The 14,466-nt window shown below is 59.1% G+C and carries 19 protein-coding genes; 1 reads left to right on the top strand and 18 read right to left on the bottom strand.

Annotated elements, in window-relative coordinates; translation table 11 throughout:
* Window positions 1-78: 78 nt before the first annotated feature.
* Window positions 79-513 carry a hypothetical protein gene (locus tag AC1MDC_RS06865; protein ID WP_480392731.1) on the top strand — a complete coding sequence of 145 codons (435 nt, stop codon included), beginning with the start codon at window positions 79-81 and terminating at the stop codon, window positions 511-513.
* 60 nt (window positions 514-573) lie between these two features.
* On the opposite strand, the gene AC1MDC_RS06860 is transcribed toward AC1MDC_RS06865, so the two are convergent.
* The 18 genes from AC1MDC_RS06860 to AC1MDC_RS06775 form a co-directional block, all read right to left on the bottom strand.
* Complete coding sequence (locus AC1MDC_RS06860) at window positions 574-1,110, bottom strand: lysis system spanin subunit (protein WP_480392730.1); 537 nt, start codon at window positions 1,108-1,110, stop codon at window positions 574-576.
* Window positions 1,092-1,655, bottom strand: a complete 564-nt coding sequence (locus tag AC1MDC_RS06855; protein ID WP_480392729.1) for a glycoside hydrolase family 19 protein — start codon at window positions 1,653-1,655, stop codon at window positions 1,092-1,094. The genes AC1MDC_RS06860 and AC1MDC_RS06855 overlap by 19 nt, the downstream gene beginning before the upstream one ends.
* A 330-nt stretch (window positions 1,656-1,985) precedes the next feature.
* Window positions 1,986-3,035, bottom strand: a complete 1,050-nt coding sequence (locus tag AC1MDC_RS06850) for a phage late control D family protein (RefSeq protein WP_480392728.1) — start codon at window positions 3,033-3,035, stop codon at window positions 1,986-1,988.
* A 74-nt stretch (window positions 3,036-3,109) separates the two neighbouring features.
* On the bottom strand, window positions 3,110-3,433 hold the full coding sequence (locus tag AC1MDC_RS06845; RefSeq protein ID WP_480392727.1) for a hypothetical protein: 324 nt from the start codon (window positions 3,431-3,433) through the stop codon (window positions 3,110-3,112).
* Between the two features lie 88 nt (window positions 3,434-3,521).
* A complete protein-coding gene (locus tag AC1MDC_RS06840) occupies window positions 3,522-3,728 on the bottom strand; it encodes a tail protein X (RefSeq protein WP_095049228.1) in 207 nt (68 codons plus the stop codon).
* Window positions 3,703-4,548, bottom strand: coding sequence for a phage tail protein (locus AC1MDC_RS06835; RefSeq protein ID WP_480392726.1), 846 nt, complete (start codon window positions 4,546-4,548; stop codon window positions 3,703-3,705). The genes AC1MDC_RS06840 and AC1MDC_RS06835 overlap by 26 nt, the downstream gene beginning before the upstream one ends.
* 9 nt (window positions 4,549-4,557) lie before the next feature.
* Window positions 4,558-7,056, bottom strand: a complete 2,499-nt coding sequence (locus tag AC1MDC_RS06830; RefSeq protein WP_480392725.1) for a phage tail tape measure protein — start codon at window positions 7,054-7,056, stop codon at window positions 4,558-4,560.
* A gap of 155 nt (window positions 7,057-7,211) precedes the next feature.
* Window positions 7,212-7,526 carry a phage tail assembly protein gene (locus tag AC1MDC_RS06825; RefSeq protein WP_480392724.1) on the bottom strand — a complete coding sequence of 105 codons (315 nt, stop codon included), beginning with the start codon at window positions 7,524-7,526 and terminating at the stop codon, window positions 7,212-7,214.
* An 11-nt stretch (window positions 7,527-7,537) separates the two neighbouring features.
* On the bottom strand, window positions 7,538-8,041 hold the full coding sequence (locus tag AC1MDC_RS06820; RefSeq protein WP_480392723.1) for a phage major tail tube protein: 504 nt from the start codon (window positions 8,039-8,041) through the stop codon (window positions 7,538-7,540).
* A gap of 12 nt (window positions 8,042-8,053) precedes the next feature.
* Window positions 8,054-9,220, bottom strand: coding sequence for a phage tail sheath subtilisin-like domain-containing protein (locus AC1MDC_RS06815; RefSeq protein ID WP_480392722.1), 1,167 nt, complete (start codon window positions 9,218-9,220; stop codon window positions 8,054-8,056).
* A gap of 102 nt (window positions 9,221-9,322) precedes the next feature.
* On the bottom strand, window positions 9,323-9,748 hold the full coding sequence (locus AC1MDC_RS06810) for a phage tail protein (RefSeq protein WP_480392721.1): 426 nt from the start codon (window positions 9,746-9,748) through the stop codon (window positions 9,323-9,325).
* Between the two features lie 9 nt (window positions 9,749-9,757).
* Window positions 9,758-11,260, bottom strand: coding sequence for a phage tail protein (locus AC1MDC_RS06805; RefSeq protein ID WP_480392720.1), 1,503 nt, complete (start codon window positions 11,258-11,260; stop codon window positions 9,758-9,760).
* Entirely contained in the window at window positions 11,257-11,862 is a 606-nt protein-coding gene (locus AC1MDC_RS06800; protein WP_480392719.1) for a phage tail protein I, read from the bottom strand. The genes AC1MDC_RS06805 and AC1MDC_RS06800 overlap by 4 nt, the downstream gene beginning before the upstream one ends.
* 1 nt (window position 11,863) lies before the next feature.
* Window positions 11,864-12,748 (bottom strand): baseplate assembly protein, encoded by an 885-nt coding sequence (locus AC1MDC_RS06795; RefSeq protein ID WP_480392718.1) that lies wholly within the window; start codon window positions 12,746-12,748, stop codon window positions 11,864-11,866.
* Window positions 12,745-13,071, bottom strand: a complete 327-nt coding sequence (locus AC1MDC_RS06790; protein ID WP_480392717.1) for a GPW/gp25 family protein — start codon at window positions 13,069-13,071, stop codon at window positions 12,745-12,747. Before AC1MDC_RS06790 ends, AC1MDC_RS06795 begins: the two co-directional genes overlap by 4 nt.
* 5 nt (window positions 13,072-13,076) lie before the next feature.
* Window positions 13,077-13,307: a hypothetical protein gene (locus AC1MDC_RS06785; protein WP_480392716.1), complete on the bottom strand. Its 231-nt coding sequence runs from the start codon at window positions 13,305-13,307 to the stop codon at window positions 13,077-13,079.
* Window positions 13,308-13,360: 53 nt separating this feature from the next.
* Complete coding sequence (locus tag AC1MDC_RS06780) at window positions 13,361-13,948, bottom strand: phage baseplate assembly protein V (RefSeq protein WP_480392715.1); 588 nt, start codon at window positions 13,946-13,948, stop codon at window positions 13,361-13,363.
* On the bottom strand, window positions 13,945-14,466 hold the full coding sequence (locus AC1MDC_RS06775; RefSeq protein WP_480392714.1) for a hypothetical protein: 522 nt from the start codon (window positions 14,464-14,466) through the stop codon (window positions 13,945-13,947). Before AC1MDC_RS06775 ends, AC1MDC_RS06780 begins: the two co-directional genes overlap by 4 nt.

The following is a 14,466-nucleotide window of genomic DNA, read 5'->3' as shown; positions in this document are numbered from 1 at the left end:
CTGCGGGTACGGCGGCCGGATGAAGTGTTGACGCACTTGATCCGGCCGCTTCTTTATTTGACTAAGGACGTTGCCTCCATGATTAAAAAAATGCTGGTTCTGCTGACCGTGTTGCCGTTGGCTGCATGCTCAAATCAACCTTCCAGTGCCTTTGACAGCGGCTGGACAAGCAAAACCAACGAAGAAGCCTATGCCAACTGCGGCAGCTTTCGATTTAACAAAGGCTTTCAGGATCCATCGGTAATTCAGCGTCTCGTTGAATCGCGCCAGCTCACAGCCGAACAAGCTGCGCAGGCAGTGCAACGCAATGTGAAGGTAGGAGATCCTGAGTGTTTGGCCTTTGCAGTGTATGGTCTCGATGTCCAAAGATTTGATATCTACAGGAACAACGAAGGAGAAACGACCGCGAGAGCCGTAACGTATTCCTGCAGTCAAAGCGATGTGCCCTGCCCTGGCCTAACTGTGACGTTCTCCGACGGTAAAGTGGTAAGCAAGGTCATCACTAACAAATAAAAGCATTCAATTTACGTTGCGTGATGGTGAGTTTCATGGCGCACCATCAATCGCTCGTTCTCATTTAGAGACAGTCTTCGCATAGGCCTGACAGGCTTGCAACGCAATCAATCCTCGGTCTCCTTCATCGGTGATGGCGACAATTCGTTGAGCATGCGCCGGGTCAAGTTCGGCTCTTGTGGAGTCATGAACCACGCCGCTGGTGGCGGTGGTGGCTGACACTGATCTGTTGCCGGTATCGGCGGTGGCTTTGAGTAGGACTGACAGGCGCAGATCAGCAGTGGCAAGGCGGTCGCGCAGGCGACCTTGATCACGTTGGACATCGCTCAAGGCTCGGTAATGGGTTTGTTCGCTGGATGCCAGGCGCTGCTCGAGCGCGAGACGTTTGTCCTGTTCGGCACGCTGTTGCGCGGCCGAGGCCAGATTCAGTTGGTTGAGGGTTTCAGTGTGCAGCTGGGACTGCTCGCTGAGGCGACTACCGTAGCGCCAGTCCTGCACCTGCCAAGTGATTGCTGCGGATGTGCCGGCCAAGGCGATCAGTAGCACCGGTTTGACCATCAGCCGATACTGCGCTGGCATCAAGTCGCCGAAACGCATAACACCGCCCTCGCCCTCTCCCACAGTTCGAGCCGATCCTGCAGGCCATTTAAACCGCCGTTGATTCTGCGGGTGATCGCGTTGAATTCGTTTTGATCCGCAAGCGTGTTTAACCCATTCACCGACCAGAACCACGCGGCTGACTCAGCGGCCCATTGCGGCAGCTCCAGCAGCTCAGGAGTGCGTAGCAATCGCTCATCGCCGAACAGCGCCAGGCTGCAGCGCAGGTAGTTGTCATGGCCGGTGACCTGGATCAGTCCGCGACCGCGATAGCGTTGTCCATCGCCATCCGCTGAAGGGGTGTTGCCCAGTTTTGCGGCCAACGTACCCGTGTCGTATTTGCTCAGGTATTGATCGCCGCCCAGCTCGCGCACGTACTGCAGTTGACCAGACTCGTGACCGACTTGAGCCAAGAATGCGGCTTGGCGTTTCGGTGTGTTGATCTGTCGATGCGCCATAGCTGCGTTGAGGGCGGAAACAAAAACGCCCACTTGGCGGCGGGCGTTGGGCATGATGATTTGAATCTGCTGGGTCGTTATCTGCATAAATGCTCCAAATGAAAAAGCCCGCTTTACGCGGGCTTCTCAGTTAATTGACCTTTCGATCAAAGGGTACATTTCGAGGTGGTAGGGTGGCGGATCATTTCATGCGCGCATTCTAAGTCAGCATTCCTCTTCTCAACGAATGGCGGCAACGCTGCTGCTGCAAATGCGAGCATCGGCACGAAATACAACGTTAGGTACAGTCTTCCAAACATCACAAGCTACCTTTCTGGTGGGTTTCAGAGACGCTAACGAAAAGCCAAACTCCGTGCCATCGAACACGATGTAATTACTCGAAGGGGGTTCAATTTCCATACGATCAGGGACGCTTCGCTACTGCTTGAGCTGAACGACCTTCAGATCCTTCATCGCTTTTTTCTTCCTGCCTTTCGCTTTCGCCTTGCCCTTCTTGCCACCGTTGCACTCGACCGTTGTGCTCCAGCCTGACTGGGTGAACACCTGCTCCACCGAGTCGACCAAGTATTCACCATCGAGACCAATCTTGAACCCTTGGGCATTGATCGATCGCTCAGCGAACAGATCGGTGCGTCCTGACATTTCCAACCGGACACCGGCCGTGGACCGGTTGAAGGCAGCCAGCCGCGCCTTGGCCGCTTCTTCAGCTGCAGACTTGTTCGGGTAGATGTGGCGGTCGGTATGCACAGGCGGCAAGCCGTCCGGTGATTCGTCGTTGTCGAGAGTGACGACCGCGAGCTTTCCGGTTTTCTTGTCTTGGTGCTTGGTCGACACCGCTTTGTGCGTATTGCGATCACCGAGGCGAAACTGGAAGCGACTCACGTCGCGCCGCTGGATCAATACAACGCTAAAGCTCTCGCCCGAGGCGCTCTGCCCCGCTTGGCGCGGCATCACCAGCAGCTTGCCATCGGCGACCTTGGCCGTGCAGTCGTACTGCTTGGCCAGGCGGGTGATGAAATTGAAATCCGATTCGCTGAGTTGATCCGCGCGAGGCACCTTGGTTTGCACCGGACACACCGGCTGCCAGCCATTGCGTGCGGCGACGTCGGCAACAATCCGCGATAGCGGCACGTTCTCCCAACTGCCGCTGCGGGTGGTCTTGCCGCTGCCACGCATGTCGCTGGCTTTGCCGGTGATCACCAGCGTATCCGGTGGACCGGACAGCTCAATCTCGTCGACGACATAGCGGCCGATGCGGGTCAGCGACGTTTCGACGTAACCAAGGAAGATCTCGATGCTGGCTCCGCGTGGAGGCAACACCACCGCGCCGTCGCGGTCATCGATGCGCAGCTCGAACTCATCGGACTCCATGCCGGGCTTATCAGTTGTTTTCAGCTGCAGCAGTCGGTCATTGATCAGTGCCGTGATGTCGGCGCCATCTGCCACGACGCGAAAGGCTGGGGTCATTTGTTCCATCCATAAAAAAGCCCGCACTAGGCGGGCTGAGTTGATCGCATGCTGCAGGCGAAAGGGATCGCCGGTCAGTCGATTTTGATGAGGACGAGACTGTCTTCTCGCACAGCCATACAGCTACCGCACACCGGGCAGGCAAAGACATCTGTCTTGGGGTCTACAGGAAGCGTTTTAGTGCAGGCCGGGCAGTTGCCCTGAAGGAAGGTTTCACGGAATCCAAAGGTTTTATAGAGGATTGCCAATACCAATCCCAAGGCCAGGAGCCAGCCCAATACAGGAATGAAGCACAGGAGAATGGCACCGATGGTGCCGAAGACTATCCAGTTCAATCGGTAATTGAATTCCCCCCAAAGGCTCCGTTTTACTTTCCTTAACGCTGTCGATCTTTCCATAAGGGGTCTCTCGTACCTTCCAAAAAAGGGAAAGTCTATCGAGGCTTGAAACCTGCGGCAAACTGCCACCACTGAAGGTAAGCACGCTTCAGCCCCACAACATCACGTCGCCATTGCTGGGTGCCGGCAGATCCGGCAGCTCAATCACGATGCCGGCGCGGTAAGGTTGAGGCTCATCGGCCAACCCCTGATTGGCATCGAGCACCGCCTCGACAGTGCCTTCCAGATGGCCATAGGCGTGATAACACAGGGTATCGAGCAGATCTCCGTCAGACGTTCTGCATGTCATCGCCATAACGCGCGAACTCCAAAGTAAATGCCTGCTTGCGCGGGATCCCGCCCTGCAGCAGCGCGCTCTGTTCTTCTTCAACGTTCTTCAGGCACCAGGTGCCCAGCACGTCGCCATAACCGGTGGTGAGTGTCAGCGGTTTCAGCTGGGAACCGAGACTACGCAGGGTATCCAGTTGTTTGAGGCCACCTTTGAAGCCCGGGAAGATCGCTCCTTTCAGAGTGATTTTTTCCTCGCCGATGCCCACCGCTTGTTGCGCCGGCCGGCGGGTCAGGCGTTCCTGCGACGCCCAGCGAAACTCCGTCGAGCGCCGCAGCTCATCAAAGGCTGCTGTGTCCAGATTGAAGTAGTACGGCTGAGCGTTGGGATCGAGCGGCTGCACGATCAGCAAGTGCGGGAACGGCTGGACCGCTTCCGGTAACGGCGTAGCGTCGCCGGCCAGCGAACCAGTCGGCACGATGTTGGCCAGCGACGGGCTGACCTTGCCGGCGATCTTGTTGATCGCGGTGGAGGCACGTGCCGCCTGCTCCTTGAGTTCACCCATGCGTTCATCGATCTGCGACACGGCGCGAGTGGCCTTGTTGTAGGTCGCCACGACCTGACCGACCTTGGCTTGAGCCGCGTTGACGCTGCGCATCACGCGCTGCAGTTTGGCCCCAACCGCCGGCCCCACGATGGGGATGCCTTCCAGCTCCGAGGCCGCGCCGCTGATCTCGCTGATAGCACCGTTGACCGGTCCCATCATACCGTCGAGGCTACGGCGTCCAGTCTCCCCCGCTGCCGCCAGATTTTTCAGACCAGACTGCAGCTGTTCCATGTAAGCCATCGATCCTCCTTACACATGTGGTTCGTCATACAGCTTGCGGTTCTGCAGCTGCTGCGTGGCCTGCTGCATCTGCTGTTCGATGAAGGGCCGCAGCTCGCGAGCCATTTGTGCCGGGTCCTTCGCATCGCCTTGCACGGTGATGTGCAGCGGCGCCGAGATCTCGATGCGCTGCTCGATCTTTGGAGGCTCGACCATGATCGCTGAAGGCGGAGGAGCTAGCAGTGCCGGTACGCTCGGCGGTGCGGGTGCGCTCAGGGAACGTGTCACATCTCCCATCGCAGCCGCATCGGCGGCGCGCTCAGGCAACAGGCTCTGCACGGCCGAGGGCGTTGATGCACTTGGGGCAACCGGACTCGCGGCGCCAGGCGCAAATGATCGGGCGATGTTGCCCATCACCGGTGGCAGGTGCTGCCCAGCGTTGGCCATCATCAGTGGCCCGGCATCGGGTACCTTCTTTAAGGTCTCGTCCGCGCCGAACAGCGACTTGCCAAGCGACCCACCTAAGGCATCGCCGCCCATATAACCGAGGTAACCACCGATCAGGCCACCGACGATGTTGCCAATGATCGGTACAGCCGAACCGATAGCGGCACCCGCAGCGGCGCCGGCCAGCGTGCCAGCCAAACCACCGGCTGCTTGGCCGTAACCCTCGGCTTTTTCGTCTTGGGTTTCGGCATTCTGATAGGTGTCGTAAGCCTGATAACCCGCCTGGGCAACGGCGAGAATCGCCGGGCCTTTCATGCCGCCACCGATCTTGGCGCCACGGCCTCCACCGCCTCGGCCGCCTCCCTTTCCACCTTTGCCCTTCTTGCCATTGCCGTCGGCATCAACGCCACCGCCATCCAGTCCAGCGCCACCGGGCGGCAAGTTGGTAACGATGACTTTTTGCGGGATATTCGGGTTGCCCATCACAGTGCCGCGTCCGATGTTCATCAAACCCTTACCGACCTTAAAAGCGCTGACTACCCCCTTGAGTGCAATCAAGCCGGCGACGGCGGAGCCGATACCGGTCGTGACTCGCGGGAACTCATCGGAGAACCCTGCCAGCTTGCGGCTGACATTGTTCATGCCGTCAGCCACCGCATCGGTCACCGGGCGTATCGCATCGCCAATGCTGCGCATGGCATCGTCCATGCTCTGGGCCATCTCGGACCATTTCTGCGCGGAAGTTTGCCGGCGCTCGGCGAGGTTCTTGTCGAGGATGCCGGTGGCGTCGGCCGAATCCTTTTTCAATTGGTTGTACAGATCCTTGTTCTGCATGTACGCAGTCAACGCGGCCTTGACCTGCATGTCGGCAAACAGGTCACCAGTGCGCAAGGCCTCTTCCAACGCTTTCATCATGCCCTTGGCTTTTTCCGGGTCGCTTTCCTTGCTGATGTTGGCCGCGGCTTCGGCCATCAACTGTGCTTTCTTCGGATCGGTGGCGGCAATGTATTTCTGTGCCAGGGCAAAGCTGGATTCCAGCGTCGACATGCCGTTCTGCAGACCGGTATTCATCGACGCCTGATAATCGATGCCCGCCTTTTTGTAGGCATCTACCGTCTCACCCGAGCCGATCTTGCCCATCCAGTTTTTCAGGTTGTTCGCCGCTTCATCTGCGCCGCCGGCTGTCTTCATCTGCACCTGCAGCATCGAACCCAACTGCGTTACGGCGTCCATACTGTAGATATTCAGGTTGCCCATGTTGGCCAGCAACTCAGGGAACCAGCGGGCCATGTCCGCTGATTCGAAACTGCCCGCCTGCCCTTGAAAGGCGATCGCTTCGAGCGCCTTTTGCATCATGGCCGGGTCGGTGATCTTGGCGTTCTGACCCAGCGCGTTGATCATCTTGGCCGTCTCGGTACCGTCCGAACCTTGGCCGACAACGAACTTGGCGGCGGTCGGGGCATAATCCAGCGCTTGCTTCAAATCCATGCCGGCGCCGACCAAAGCATTGACCACCTCGGCCACTTGATTGCGCGCCATCCCGGTATCTTGCGAGGTGGTGATGATGGTGCGCGACATGTCCTGCTCTTGCGCCGTATTGGCGATGCCGGCCTTGATCGCGATATCGCGAATAATCGCGCCATAGTCGGCACTGACCTTGGTCGGGATCGCGGCGGCTGCGGTGAACGCACCGGCTTGACCGATGGTGCTTTTAAGCCCCTGCCGGCCTTCTTCCATTTGCCGGTGACCCAGTGCTTTCAGTTCGGCGCCGGCAGCCACGCGCCCCATCGTGGCGTAGGCCTTGCTCAAGCGCCCGACCTCCACGCCTTGCTGCTTCAACAGGGCGAGGTTCTTCTCGTACTTGCTCAGCAGCTTGTCTGCGCCTTCGGCGCCGGCCATGTGCGCCTTACGCCATTCATCACGCAGACGCATGGTGTCGCCGATGGTGTTCTGCAGGACACGGGCTTTGCTGCCGACCGTGTCCAAATGTTTGATCTTGCTTTCAACATCCTTGAAGGCTTTGCCCACCGTCGAATCGACGGCGCCGCCAATGACAAAGCCAAGCGCGAGGTTCTTCGCCATGTGCGTGCCTTATGCGTTGGGGAGTTGCCGTGGTGGCTCACTCAGAAAGCCACCACACCATTTCGTTGAAGGGCATGGCCATGATCTCGGCAGCGGAGAATCCAGTCTCTTTCGCCAAGCGTTTGGCCAGCGCCTTCAACGTGAACCCGTCGCACTTAGTCGTCCGTGACCAAGCGAAAATAGCCGGCCTGCAAACGCATGTAGTCAACCATCTTGAGCGCCACCAGATCCGTCTCGGGAGTCTGAGTCAGCGAAGCAAACAGCGACAGTTCGCGCTGTTCGGCATCGCCGTTGGAAGCGGCCTGTGCGGCGCGCACGTCACGCACACACGGCGCGCGCATCGACACGACGTCGACCAGAACGCCGCTCAGCTCAGTGGGGTATTTAAGGCCGATACGAAAACCGTCTTCGGTGAGTTCCAGCCACTTTGGCAGCGGCTTATCGGGTGTGGTCTGGATTGCTTGAGTCATTGCATATGTCCTTAAAGGCCAAGGGCCGAACGTTCTTCTGCCAGTTGATCGACGCCATCGACCACCAACACCATGCCGACCATGTCGATCTCGTAGATCAACCGACCGCCGACTTCGAGCTTGTAGTAGGTCAGCGCCATGTTGTGTTTGCTCTCGGCCTTTTCACCGGCCTTCCAGTCGCCCATGTCGACCTCTTTGAGTCCGCCGCGCATGGTCACAATGACCGGCGTGACCTTGCCCTTGAGGCCTTTGAACGAGGCTCTAAAAACGGCGTTGCACGCTGTGCGGTCGGACAGGCCGAACCATTTCAGCGCCTCTCGACGCACGCCGTTGGTGGTGAACCCGGCTTCTAGTTTTTCTACACCGGTCGGGATCTCGATCTCGCCGGCCATGCCGCCGCCCCGGTAGGTTTCGGTTTTCAGCACAACCTTGGGCAAAGTCAGGCTCGGCATCTCGCCGGCAAAACTCACGCCGTCGATAAACCCGGCGCAGTTGGACAGAACTTCAGGAATCATCAGGTGGCCTCCTTAGGCGGCTTCAAGCACTTCGGTCATCCATTCGTTGGTGACTTCGAAGAGGAAATTTGGGTTCTCGGCCGGCGGCACGTCGGTGAAGCGGATCCGCCAGTACACCTTGCCCTGCTCGATCTGGGTGGCCGTGTTGAGTTCCTGATCGGCGTACACCTCGAAGTTGATCACTGCACCCTGATTTTTCAGGTCGCGCATAAACGCCTCAAGGCCGTCGGTGACGTCCTTGACGTAGGTCTTGGTGATCGAGCGGTCGACCGCCCATTTGTGGCCGGCCTGCACCGCGTCCATGAGGATAAACAGCGTGCGTACGCGCGTGACGAACGCCCATTTCGGATCGCTGGACAGCGTGCGGTTACCCCAGAGGCGGTAACCATCGTCGCGAATGATCGTGGTGATGTTCGCGTTATTGAGCAGGTTGGCCCGGCAGGTTTCGTCGCCGTCCAGGTATTCGACGGCGCGGGTGGTGCCGGTGATGCCGGTGAATTCCTTGTTTGAGGGCGAGGCCCAGAAGCCGTAGGTGGCATCGGTCCATGCGAACAGTCCAGCCGTCCATGCCGAACCAGGTGCATCCACTGTCTTGCTCTCGCCGGTGTCCCAGAACTGCACGCCGGGATCGACCATGAACAAGTTGCGGCTGCCAAAGTTTTTGGCATAGGCCATCGCGGCCTCATCAGTGGTGCATGGCCCGTCGATGATGCCGATTGCCCGCAACTTCTGTGCCAGGCTGTCCATGGCCGTGGCCACGGCTTGGGTGGCGGAATGGCCCGGCGCGATAAGCAAGCGCGGCTGGGCGTTGAACAGGCTCTTGCCATCAAGCAGCGCCTGCAGGCCGGTACGTTGGCCGGACGCCAAAACGCCGCCGATGATCGCCGAGGTCTGCAGCGCGGGATCGTCCATCTTCGGTACGCCGATGGCGACAATAACCGCTTTGGCCTTCGTATAAATCGCTTGGCATGCTTTCGTGATCGCCGAGTCGGCGCCGAACGCGGCAATGGCTTCGCGCTCGGTGGTGATCAGTTTCAGCTCACCGGCCTTGGCGGTACCACCGCCGATCAGGCCGGGTGTGAAGGTGTCGCACAGGCCGATGATCGAAGAGGACGGTAACGAGATAGTGCGCGCGCCGGTATCGACCGAAGTGGTCGTGACGCCGTGAAAGAAACTCATAGAGGTCAATCTCCAGAAACGAAAAAGCCCCGCATACGCGAGGCTGTGAGGTGTCCGTGTTACGCGTAACGAAATAGAAAACGCCCCTTCAGTGCGGGGCGCTTATTGAATTCGCTCGATCAACCAAGGCGGTGCGATCGGGCGGTGGTCGACTAGCGGGAATTCCCCCGCCTCCGGCCAATTGCGCAATGAACGGCGGTACACCTGAAGTTCGGTGTATTGATCAGGGGATAAAGTCGTCTCGACGCTCGCCTCCAGCTCGTCCCGATGCCGAGCAACAACGCCGTCAGTAGCGGCTAGCTGCACGTCGCGCCATGACCGTTCAACTTCCGCGAAATATTCAGAAGATGGCAAGGGCGGATCGATGAGCAACGGGTAGCCATCTTCACCCCAGCCAATGACTTTTCCCTGACCCTGCCCAGCCATAAGCGCGGCATGCGCTTCGGCGGTGATTTCCACCACATCGCCGGGCATTGATATGTGAATAGCTGAGTCGTAAAACCCGCCAGAAGATTTCGAAGCAAACATAAGGCCTCCCTAATAGCCGACGGCGATCCAAGAAAATTGATCAGGGTACGTTGCCGCGGCGTTTCGATACTTGAACGCGGTAGCCGTCAGGTAGTTGTTATGGAAGCTGGTACTTCCCTCATTCTGTCCAAAGACCAGCGACATCGGCCCAACTGGGAACGCGACGGGAAAGGTAACCAAGTAATCAGCCGCCGTCGCCAGAGCGCTGCCCCATTGAATAATCAAACCGCCCGGCAGCTTCTGATAGCCGTTAGCCGCAAGAACTGACAGGCCTGTGCCACCGACTGCGATCCAGCCTGTTCCCGAAGAAACGAACTCTGATGCAACACCCTCGCCAAGAACGAGAGTGGACAAACCAGCCGGAGCGCCATTAGGCCCGGAGAAGTTGCCGTTTACGGACGCTACCGTAATCTTCGTGCTCCCCGCTGACGCCTGAATATAAAACTTTGTCCCCGCAGGCAGTAACGTCAGATCGGGCAACGTAAGGGTGATGGACACACCGTTTGCATAGATGTACTTGCCAGCGTCCGCAGCCGTTAAAACTGTGTTTACTGAGTAAGTAACGTATCCGGCCAGACTGCCCGAGGCCCGACGCACAAACTCGGTCGTAGCGAGCTTCAGGGAGTTATCAAACAGAGCCGGCGTGTTTGCCGTTGGATTTACCAGCGCCGGAGCAATGATCGGAGCAAAACCCTGCGTCACATTCTGGAAAGTCAGCGCCGTGGTGCCCAAGACAATCGCCCCGTCGGTGATTAACTGCCAGCGAGTGTCAGCCAAGGTGGCGCCCTGCTCGACCGACACCAGCAACGCCGAGGTCACCTCAGTATTCGAGTCCGCATCTGCCGCACGCGACCAACCGGCCGCCGCCGCCACCCAAATGCCATTGTCCTTGGCAGCATTCTGGTTTTTTACCAGCACCCGATCACCGACAGCCACTGCCACGCCGTCAATGGACTGAAGCCCGGCCAGCGCAATGTTGCCCACGGTCGCGACTCGCACCGACTGCTTGCTGTCGAGCTTGTACAGTTCATCCTGAATCTTCGCGTCGACGTATTCGCGAGTAGCCAGCACCACCGCCGGGTCAATCTTTAGCGTGATGTTGCCGGCGCTAGTAACAACGAAGTTCATCCGCACGATCTGGGTGCGGCCAGAGCCCTGCGACAGCAGAGGCTTGAAGCTAGGCGCACAGTTGGCCACCGCCACCAGGTCACCGTCCGAGTCGTACAGTCCGATCTCGCGGATCCATTTACCGCCTTCATCAGCAGGGATGACCTGTTCGGCAATGATGATCGCTGGATTGTTTGGGTCGACCTTGAGTTGATTCAACGGCCGCCGTCGCCACTCGTTGATCAGTTTGGTTTGGAGCCGATCAGGAATGGGATCAGTGCCATTAGCATCGCCCACGCCCATTTGGCTGATCAGCCAGGGAACGCCGAGTGCATCGGCGTTCGCTTGTTTCGCCTCTCCGACCTTGGTCAGGATGGCAAAAAATTGCGAGTTCGCATCAATCATGGGTAAACGTCCAGAGTGTCTACTGAGTGTTCGCGCCCGACCACGCCAAAGCTGCCGGTGACTTCAATGTCATGCATCACGGGTGGGTACACGTCAATTACGTCGCCCTCGTACAAAGCGACACCGATGTTCAAGTTGCCTTGAGTTTCAAGGCTGATGGCGAGGCCGGTGAGTTGCCGACTGACGGGTTTGGCGTCATCAATCAGGCGGTCCAGTTCGCGGTACATTTCTTCGGTGATACCCGTGTCCAGAACGCCCACCTTCAACGCAAAGGTGCCCGGCACGCCCTCCGGCAGGGTCTGCCACCATTCCAGCACTTCAATCAGGTAACCCAGTGGCTCGACTACCCGGCGCAGCGCGCCGATGGTGCCTTTGTGTTTGTGGATATAGAACGAAGCCCTAATAGCGGCGCGCTTGACAGGTTCTGGCCAAGCCGGATCCCAGCGGTCGACCGACCAGGCCCACGCCAGATGCGGCAGCAGATGAACCGGACAGGTATCGGGGTTGTACAGCGTGCGCAGCGGAATCAGCGTGGTCTCGGCAAACGTCGCCTCGATAGCTCGCTCCAAGGGGGTGCTGTTGAGCGGCAAAAGACTGCGCATATCAACCTCCCAACACGACGGTGCAATCGGTGCAGTACGCCGCCTGCGCCTTGGTCGGTTTCAGATCTTTCCAGTCTTTGAGTTCGACGCGTGCGACACCCGCGACATGCAGCTGCGCGTCGACACCGGAACGTGCCACCTCGACGCCCAAACGGCGGCGAGGATTGATCCACGCCGCCAATCGCTTGATGGCCTCGGCCAGCGCGGCATCGTTTTCCGGACCGGTGCCTTTCATGTGCAGTACGGCATCAATCCGGTACGGCAGGATCTCGGCGCCGCGCACTTCCACCCGATCACCAACAGGGCGCACGTCGTCGTCATTGACCGCCTCGGCAACCAACGCCAACAATTCAGGACCGACCGCTCCGTCGCCTTCAAGTCCCAGCACCGTGACATCCACGCAGGCCGGTTTCGGACTTTCGGCGGTGGCATCAGCGACCAATGCAGAGGCATTACGTGCATGTAGGATGTAGCTATTGCGTGGCCCTGCTGTGGTCAATCCCTCGTACGCCATCTGCACCCGCTCGCGCAGGGCATCGTGAGATTCCATCACCGCCGCGACCGGCGGAACGGCCAGCGGATCAGCCGCCTGAATGACCAGGCGTTTCAGATTGACGTTGGCAGCCAGCTGATCAAGGTCAGCGCCGATGGCGTAGGCCAGAAATTGAGCCTTGGCCGCATCGTTGACGCGCGCTCGGTTGCCGACCTTGATGTAACTGCCGACTTCCAGCAGCTTGGTCACCGGATCGCTTTCCAGCGCCGCCGTCCAGTTGTCGCCCATGTAACCGCGAAAAACGTTTAGCGCTTCGCCGTACACCTCCTCGAAATCGAGCGGCTCAAGAACGTCCGGCGCCGGCAGTTCGGTCAGATCCACCAGCGTACTCATACCCACACCTCCAACGTGCCGCGCTCACCGAGGTACTCGCCGCTGACTCTGAAATTGATTTTTCCGCCCAGCACCGAGGTGACGACGATGCGCTCGATCTTCAGTCGCGGTTCCCACTGGCGCAGCGCCCGCGCCGCTTCCGCTTGAGCGGCACTCTTCCAACCTTCATTGATAGGCAGGTCAACCATGCGCCGCAGCTTGCTGCCGTACTCCGGACGCTCGCGGCGGCTCAGCAGCGGCGTGCCGAGAATGTCCGCCACCGACTGACGTAAATGCTCGATGCCGGAGATGGGTTGCCCGGTGTGGCGATCCATTCCGATCATCGGGTTTACTCCTTGAGTTGCTCGAACTCGGTATGGGCTTTGAGGCACTTCAACGCCACATCGTCGGTGCTATCAACCGACACAACAGCTTTCGCTACGGCAAGCGTGCGGCCATCGGGCAGGATGACTGTGCGCGAGGTGTAAAGCGTGTCGCGAAAATTTACCGTCGACGTCATCTGCACTGCGCTGATTGGGACGGACTCAGGCGCAGCCAACTCATCTTGATGTTTGGCCATGATTTCTCCAGGCATGAAAAAGCCCGCGCGCGGCGGGCTGAATGAATGATGGGTCAGTGCTTGTGGTGGTTGTCACTTTGGCCGACGGCCAGGATGTCGGCATCGCTGGTGATGCTCTGTGTCGCGTGCAGCAGACCGTCAATGTTGACCGGCCCTTTGAAGTTCACGGCGCCTTCCAGATCGATCGTTCCGGACTTCACACTGACCGCGTTATCGGTGAGTTCGGCCTGCGTTGATCCGACCTTGATGGTGACCGTCCCGCTCGGCAAAGTGATGCTGTAGCTTTTGGCCTCCCAGTCGTAGATTAGGGAACCGCCATCTTCAAAGCGCCAGACCTCCACGTGATCGCGGTTGTCCGGCGGCGGCCCCCCATTTCCGTAAAGTCCCGGAATGAACGTACCCTGCGCTACGTCGCCGCTTGCACTGATCAGGGTGCCCTGCTCATCAATGCTCGGTGCTCGCCAGTGCCGCGCCTTGCCGGCGGCGATACTGTGCCAGCGCACCCAGCCGCTGACCCATTCGCCGTCCGAAACCCGGCATACCGGTGGTGACGCGGCGAGATCCACAGCCACCACGTAACAATCCTTGACTAGGCCGGCGAGCATGCGGTCGTGCTGGGCCGCGACGTAACCGGAACTCATGACACGTCCTCCGGACGGAGCGGGCCGTCGCCTGGCTCAATGTTCAGCAGCAGGGTGCCCGGTGGCTGATCCGGCCAAGGCCATTCGGCCTCTCCGAGGTAGATCTGCTGTGTCCATTCCACAACCCAGACCGTGTAGCCGTCCAGTTCGGGCTTGGTCCAGTCCTGCATGGCCTGCACGAACTCGGCCGGCTCGACCTCAACGCCCCAGCACTGCATGCGCAGCAACGCGGCGAGGTGGCCCGCTAGGAACACCGCCTGTTGGTGATGATCCGGCTGAATCGGATCGGTGATCACCCGTGCCTCGAACTTGCAGGCCAGGCCAGTTTCACCGGTTCCCGGATCGAGACCAGGCTCCATCTCGGCCAATTCGATCAGCACCGCTGGCAGCGGTAGGCGATCCAAATCATCCGGCCACATGGACACCGTCTGCAGGCCCGGGAAGTGATCCTTAATGCGCCGCTCAATGGCTTGATACAACTGCTCAAGATTGAACGGCTCGTCGACTTGATCCGTCAC

The sequence above is a fragment of the Pseudomonas sp. 1 genome (genome assembly GCF_056626735.1).
This window is presented reverse-complemented; position numbering and strand designations above follow the sequence as displayed.

Excerpts from the sequence above, each read along its gene's own strand:
- AC1MDC_RS06785 (WP_480392716.1), bottom strand. The coding sequence starts at position 13,307 with ATGGCCAAACATCAAGATGAGTTGGCTGCGCCTGAGTCCGTCCCAATC.
- AC1MDC_RS06810 (WP_480392721.1), bottom strand. The coding sequence starts at position 9,748 with ATGTTTGCTTCGAAATCTTCTGGCGGGTTTTACGACTCAGCTATTCAC.
- AC1MDC_RS06845 (WP_480392727.1), bottom strand. The coding sequence starts at position 3,433 with ATGGAAAGATCGACAGCGTTAAGGAAAGTAAAACGGAGCCTTTGGGGG.
- AC1MDC_RS06835 (WP_480392726.1), bottom strand. The coding sequence starts at position 4,548 with ATGGCTTACATGGAACAGCTGCAGTCTGGTCTGAAAAATCTGGCGGCA.
- AC1MDC_RS06820 (WP_480392723.1), bottom strand. The coding sequence starts at position 8,041 with ATGATTCCTGAAGTTCTGTCCAACTGCGCCGGGTTTATCGACGGCGTG.
- AC1MDC_RS06865 (WP_480392731.1), top strand. The coding sequence starts at position 79 with ATGATTAAAAAAATGCTGGTTCTGCTGACCGTGTTGCCGTTGGCTGCA.
- AC1MDC_RS06840 (WP_095049228.1), bottom strand. The coding sequence starts at position 3,728 with ATGGCGATGACATGCAGAACGTCTGACGGAGATCTGCTCGATACCCTG.
- AC1MDC_RS06790 (WP_480392717.1), bottom strand. The coding sequence starts at position 13,071 with ATGATCGGAATGGATCGCCACACCGGGCAACCCATCTCCGGCATCGAG.
- AC1MDC_RS06830 (WP_480392725.1), bottom strand. The coding sequence starts at position 7,056 with ATGGCGAAGAACCTCGCGCTTGGCTTTGTCATTGGCGGCGCCGTCGAT.
- AC1MDC_RS06805 (WP_480392720.1), bottom strand. The coding sequence starts at position 11,260 with ATGATTGATGCGAACTCGCAATTTTTTGCCATCCTGACCAAGGTCGGA.
- AC1MDC_RS06855 (WP_480392729.1), bottom strand. The coding sequence starts at position 1,655 with ATGCAGATAACGACCCAGCAGATTCAAATCATCATGCCCAACGCCCGC.
- AC1MDC_RS06860 (WP_480392730.1), bottom strand. The coding sequence starts at position 1,110 with ATGCGTTTCGGCGACTTGATGCCAGCGCAGTATCGGCTGATGGTCAAA.
- AC1MDC_RS06800 (WP_480392719.1), bottom strand. The coding sequence starts at position 11,862 with ATGCGCAGTCTTTTGCCGCTCAACAGCACCCCCTTGGAGCGAGCTATC.
- AC1MDC_RS06825 (WP_480392724.1), bottom strand. The coding sequence starts at position 7,526 with ATGACTCAAGCAATCCAGACCACACCCGATAAGCCGCTGCCAAAGTGG.
- AC1MDC_RS06815 (WP_480392722.1), bottom strand. The coding sequence starts at position 9,220 with ATGAGTTTCTTTCACGGCGTCACGACCACTTCGGTCGATACCGGCGCG.
- AC1MDC_RS06795 (WP_480392718.1), bottom strand. The coding sequence starts at position 12,748 with ATGAGTACGCTGGTGGATCTGACCGAACTGCCGGCGCCGGACGTTCTT.
- AC1MDC_RS06780 (WP_480392715.1), bottom strand. The coding sequence starts at position 13,948 with ATGAGTTCCGGTTACGTCGCGGCCCAGCACGACCGCATGCTCGCCGGC.
- AC1MDC_RS06850 (WP_480392728.1), bottom strand. The coding sequence starts at position 3,035 with ATGACCCCAGCCTTTCGCGTCGTGGCAGATGGCGCCGACATCACGGCA.